We start from the raw sequence: 5646 nt of genomic DNA, 5'->3' as shown, positions 1-5646 counted from the left end.
TTAAAAAAGCTCATATTATAGATGGACGAGTTGAACACTCTATGTTGTTGGAGATTTTAACCAGTTCTGGGGTTGGAACTTGTATAGAATTGTGATAAAACATATTAATTATAACAGGATGAATATCAACCAATTTTAAGTACTTTACGCTAAAATCTCATCCTAAAATAGAGGTGATAAAAATGACAAAAAAGAGAGTACTGGTAAAGTTTTCTGGTGAAGCACTTGCTGGTGTTAATGGTTATGGTATCGACACTCAAATTCTTCATTTTATTTCTGGAGAGATTAAAGCATTGATAGATGGTAATATAGAAGTTGCTGTTGTTATTGGTGGTGGTAATATCATTCGCGGTGTGACAGCGGCCGCTGATGGTGTTATCAAAAGAACAAGCGGTGACTATATGGGTATGTTGGCTACGGCTATCAATGGTATCGCACTCCAAGAGGCATTTGAGCATAATGGTATGGATGCGAGATTGGTATCGGCTATTGATATGCAGGAGATTGGTGAGCCATTTATTATTAGACGAGCTAAACGGCATCTTGAAAAAGGTCGAGTGGTTGTCTTTGCAGGTGGTACTGGTAATCCATATTTTACAACCGATACAGCGGCGACACTTCGGGCTTCTGAGATTGGAGCTGAGATGATTATCAAAGCTACTAAAGTAGATGGTGTTTATGATAAAGACCCAAACAAATTTGATGATGCTGTTAAATTAAACTCATTGAGTTATGATGATGCATTAAGTGAACATATCAAAGTTATGGACGATACATCTATCGCTTTGGCAAAAGATAATGGTTTACCAATTATTGTCTGTAATATGTTTGAAAAAGGTAATCTTTTAGAGATTGTCAATGGTAATAGAGAGTTATGCTCTATTGTAGAATAAAATTTAATAATTGGAATCGGAGCTTTAGTCCCGAAAGAGACGAAGCTAAAGCTTTCGTTTCCTAATAATTTAAGGAGAAAAATAGATGAAATTAGAGAAATTAACAGCACGAGCATTAGAGAGACTTCACTTTGACAGATATTTACTAGCAGTAGCAGTTGGTAAAAGAGCAGAAGAGATTGCTCATGGTGCTACACCTTTGGTTGATATGGATCCAAAAATTGATAAGTTTACTGACATTGCACTAGTAGAGATTGCAGAGGGTAAGATTATCGTATCAGACGAGGGGTAACTTTTGGAGGCTTTACTCAGCAAAGCAAAGGATATTAGAACGATAGAGGAGGCTGAGGTGCTTCTCTACTCCTATACTAACTCCAATTCAAAAATCATCTCGGATGCACTCTCCTTGTCCAAAGAGGCACATAGAGGGCAAGTTAGAAAAAGTGGTGAACCATATATTATTCATCCTATTTTAGTAGCTACTATTACTGCACTAATTTCGGCTGATGAGACCATGGTGGCTGCTGCACTTATGCATGATGTGGTTGAGGATACAGACTATACGATTGAGGAGTTAGAGAGTCTATTCAATGAGGATGTTGCATTTTTAGTCGAAGGGCTAACAAAAATTGAGGTGATTCGTGATGAGGAGTTGATTCCATCAAGCTCTAATCAGAAGCTTATCTCTTCAGCTTTGACATTTAGAAAGATGTTGCTCTCTTCTATCAAGGATGTTAGGATTTTAGTTGTGAAGCTCTGTGATAGGCTTCATAATATGACAACACTAGATGCACTCTCCCCTGAAAAACAGCTTAGAATATCTGAGGAGACTATGGTTGTCTATGCTCCTATTGCTCATCGTTTGGGTATCTCTCAACTTAAAAATCGTCTTGAAGATTTGAGTTTTTACTACATATATCCACATGCTTACCAAGAGATAGATGACTACATTGTAGGTAATAGACAAAATCTACAACTTAAACTTAATACTTTTGTTCAAAGGATTGAGGAGTTGATGTTTCAAAATGGCTTCAAAGATATTAAATTTGAAGTTTTTGGACGGGTAAAACACTACTACTCAATGTATCAGAAGATGCAGAGAAAAGGGATAGGGATTGATGAGATACTCGACCTTATTGCTATTCGTATTTTGGTCAAAGATGATATTGAGTGTTATCAAGTGTTGGGACTTCTTCATATCAATTTCAAACCAATCATCTCTCGTTTCAAAGACTATGTGACTCTACCAAAAGAGAATGGGTACAGTACTATCCACACAACACTTTTTGATGATGATGGGATTATTGAGGCACAGATTCGTACTTTTGATATGCATAGAACAGCAGAGTATGGGATTGCAGCTCATTGGCGATATAAGAGTGGAAGAGAGAATCCAAAACCTGTCAATCTGGAGTGGTTGGAGTCGTTGCAGTATCAAAATGAGTCGATTGAGGAGTTTTATGCATTGGCAAAGGGTGACCTATTTTCTGATGATATATCAGTCTACTCCCCTGCTGGTGACCATTACACTTTGCCAAGAGACTCTGTTGCATTGGATTTTGCATACACTGTTCACTCAGAGATAGGAGAGAAAGCAAAGAGTGCTTTGATTAATAAGCAAAAATCTATGCTTTTGACAACACTGAAAAATGGTGATGTGATACGAATCTTGACAGATGAGAAGGCTACTGTCCACTGCTCTTGGTTGGATACGGTCAAGACCTCTAAGGCAAAAGAGGGTATCAAAAGTGCTTGTAAGCAGAAGATAAAAGCTTGTAATAGATTGTGTGCGGTTAATATATTTGCTCAGCTTCTCAATCTATCAACATATGATATAAAAAATATGTTTGATTCATGTATAGATAAAGAGATGGCTTTTAAACTGACGAGCAATAGACAGATATATAAAACCGTGCTTGATAGATTTATAGAGAGTGATTTTTGGATAGATGATTTTATCTATCCAAAGGAGTTTACTCAAGAGCATTTTAAGTTTATTACGAATCACTCTATAGAGAGCATAGAGTTTGACTACTGTTGTCACCCTAAGATAGGAGACCAAATAGTGGCTTTTTATCAAGATGGAAAAGTTACAATTCATCATAAACTCTGTCGCCAAGCTTATAAGTTGATGGAGGCTCATAATGGGATGATATTTGTAGCTTGGGTCAATGAGAAGTCATATCGCTATCAACTGATAATAAGTCTACAGAACCGTAAAGGAATTTTGGCAGACCTGCTTCATAAGTTGGCTATGTTAGACCTCAATGTTCTTAGCATTGAGCTTGGAATTCAGAGTTCAGAAAAAGCAGAATTTTGTAAGATAGAGGTTGAGACAAAAGAGCAAAATTCTAAAAAACTAAAAGATAAATTGGGTAAAAAATTCAAACTGGTTGATATGATTAGTCTGAATGATGCTTATAATAATAAATAGAGGAAAATATGTCAAAAGAGTTAATAAAAATAGCACTAGATGAGATAGCTAGGGGAACAGCAGAGATAATAGATATGGAGCGAATTGAGAAGCTTGTAACAGAGTTTTATGAAAATGGTACTACATATAAAGTGAAAGCAGGATTTGACCCAACTGGTGCAGATTTGCATTTGGGACATACTGTGTTGCTTCAAAAGTTGAAAATTTTTCAAAAACATGGTGGACGAGTTCAGCTTCTAATAGGTGACTTTACAGCGACTATCGGTGACCCAACAGGCAAAAGTGAGACTAGAAAAGTGCTTGATAGAGATACGATTATGGCAAATGCCAAGACTTATCAAGAGCAAGTCTTTAATGTGATAGATGAGTCAAAAACAGAGGTTGTTTTTAATGCCCAGTGGTTAGAGGCACTGGGTGCTGGTGGTATGGTAGCATTGACAACAACCTTTAGTGTAGCCAGAATGTTGGAGAGAGATGATTTTGAGAAGCGATATAAGAGTGGTCAGAGTATCTCTATCTCAGAGTTTCTCTATCCACTGCTTCAAGGTTATGACTCTGTAGAGCTAAAATCTGATATAGAGTTAGGTGGAACAGACCAAAAGTTCAATCTGCTTATGGGAAGACATCTACAGAGAGCTTATGGTGTAGGTAAAGAACAAGCCATTTTGATGATGCCAATTCTTGAAGGTTTAGATGGAGTTCAGAAGATGAGCAAATCTTTGGATAACTATATAGGGATTACCGAAGAGCCAAAAGATATTTATGCCAAGACTCTATCTATCTCTGATGAGTTGATGTGGCGATACTATGAGATATTGAGTGAAAAGTCACTAGAAGAGATAGCCAAAATATCTGATGAGGTAGCAGATGGAATACTTCACCCAAAAGTTGTCAAAGAAAATCTAGCTTTGGAGCTTGTTGCAAGGTTCTATAATGAAGAGTCTGCTAATATGGCAAAGAGGGAGTTTGATAATGTATTTAAATCAAACAAGATACCTACTGATATTGCTGAGTTTGAGTTAGAATCAGATATTTGGATATGTAAAGCTTTAATGGATGTAGGGATTGAACCCTCAACATCACAAGCAAGACGAGATATAAAACAGGGGGCTGTTCGTATAGACCAAGAGAAAATCTCTGATATAAAGATGAACTTGCAGTCTGGAGAGTATATCTTGCAGGTAGGTAAGAGAAAATTTGCAAAAGTAAAGGTAAAGTAGTGTCATTTAAATCTTTTAAAATTGGGAAATATACAATTGAAAAACCTATTATCCAAGGTGGAATGGGTGTTGGTGTCTCGTGGGATCAATTAGCAGGAACTGTTAGTTTAGAGGGTGGGCTAGGTGTTATCTCAGCTGTTGGTACAGGAGTCTATAATAATAGAGAATTTGCGCATAAAGTTGTCAAAAATAGACCTCTTGATGATATAAATTTTTATTCTAAAGATGCACTAAAAAAAATATTTGAGAATGCAAGAGAGATTTGTGCTGATAGACCTTTGGCATGTAATATACTCTATGCACAGAGTGGGTATGACCGTGTCGTTGGTGATGCATGTGAGGCAGGTGCTGATATGATTATTACAGGTGCAGGTCTTCCTTTGAGTATGCCAGAAGCCACAAAAGATTATCCAGAAGTTGCATTGATTCCTATTGTCTCAACAGCTAAGGCTCTTAGAATTTTATGTAGAAGATGGAAAAAAACACATAATCGACTCCCTGATGCAGTGATTGTTGAGGGACCACTTAGTGGTGGACACCAAGGGTTTAAGTATAATGACTGTTTTAAGCCAGAGAATCAACTGGAAGTCATCTTGCCTCCTGTGATAGAAGAGGCAAAAAATTGGGGAGATATTCCAGTGATTGCTGCTGGTGGTATTTGGAATCATGATGACATCCAAAAGATGTTGGATTTCGGTGCTGTAGCTGTACAGATGGGTACACGATTTATCGGTACAATTGAGTGTGATGCACATGAGAACTTTAAAAAAGTTATTATTAATTCTAGAGAAGATAATATAAAACTTTTTAAATCACCTGTTGGTTACCCTGCTAGGGGAGTGGAGACCAATCTTCAAAAAACTATTGAGGAGGGGACAGCTCCCAAGGTGGCGTGTATCTCAAACTGTGTTACTCCTTGTGAGCGAGGTAAAGAGGCTAAAGTGGTCGGTTACTGTATCGCTGATAGATTGAGTGATGCTTATGACGGACTAGAAGATACAGGTCTCTTTTTTACAGGTTCCAATGGTTATCGCCTAAATGAGATAATAACAGTAAAAGAGTTGATAGATAAACTAATGAATGGAGAGTAATATTTTTA

At 37.2% G+C, this 5646-nt stretch carries 5 protein-coding genes and 1 pseudogene; all 6 read left to right on the top strand.

The window, feature by feature from the left end:
* Positions 1 to 95, top strand: a pseudogene (locus tag GSY74_RS10960) (acetylglutamate kinase); the annotation flags it as partial.
* 87 nt (positions 96 to 182) lie between these two features.
* Positions 183 to 893, top strand: coding sequence for a UMP kinase (gene pyrH / locus GSY74_RS10225; protein WP_164665002.1), 711 nt, complete (start codon positions 183 to 185; stop codon positions 891 to 893).
* An 85-nt stretch (positions 894 to 978) separates the two neighbouring features.
* Positions 979 to 1185 carry a DNA-directed RNA polymerase subunit omega gene (locus tag GSY74_RS10220; RefSeq protein ID WP_164665001.1) on the top strand — a complete coding sequence of 69 codons (207 nt, stop codon included), beginning with the start codon at positions 979 to 981 and terminating at the stop codon, positions 1183 to 1185.
* Between the two features lie 3 nt (positions 1186 to 1188).
* On the top strand, positions 1189 to 3327 hold the full coding sequence (locus tag GSY74_RS10215; RefSeq protein WP_164665000.1) for a bifunctional (p)ppGpp synthetase/guanosine-3',5'-bis(diphosphate) 3'-pyrophosphohydrolase: 2139 nt from the start codon (positions 1189 to 1191) through the stop codon (positions 3325 to 3327).
* Between the two features lie 8 nt (positions 3328 to 3335).
* A complete protein-coding gene (tyrS, locus tag GSY74_RS10210; RefSeq protein WP_164664999.1) occupies positions 3336 to 4547 on the top strand; it encodes a tyrosine--tRNA ligase in 1212 nt (403 codons plus the stop codon).
* Positions 4547 to 5638: a nitronate monooxygenase gene (locus GSY74_RS10205; protein WP_164664998.1), complete on the top strand. Its 1092-nt coding sequence runs from the start codon at positions 4547 to 4549 to the stop codon at positions 5636 to 5638. Before tyrS ends, GSY74_RS10205 begins: the two co-directional genes overlap by 1 nt.
* Positions 5639 to 5646: the final 8 nt, after the last annotated feature.

Origin of the sequence: Sulfurovum sp. bin170 (genome assembly GCF_010892395.1) — a bacterium.
Classification (GTDB): Bacteria; Campylobacterota; Campylobacteria; order Campylobacterales; family Sulfurovaceae; genus UBA1140.
Note: the sequence above shows the minus strand (reverse complement) of the source record. Positions and strands in the feature narration are given on the sequence as shown.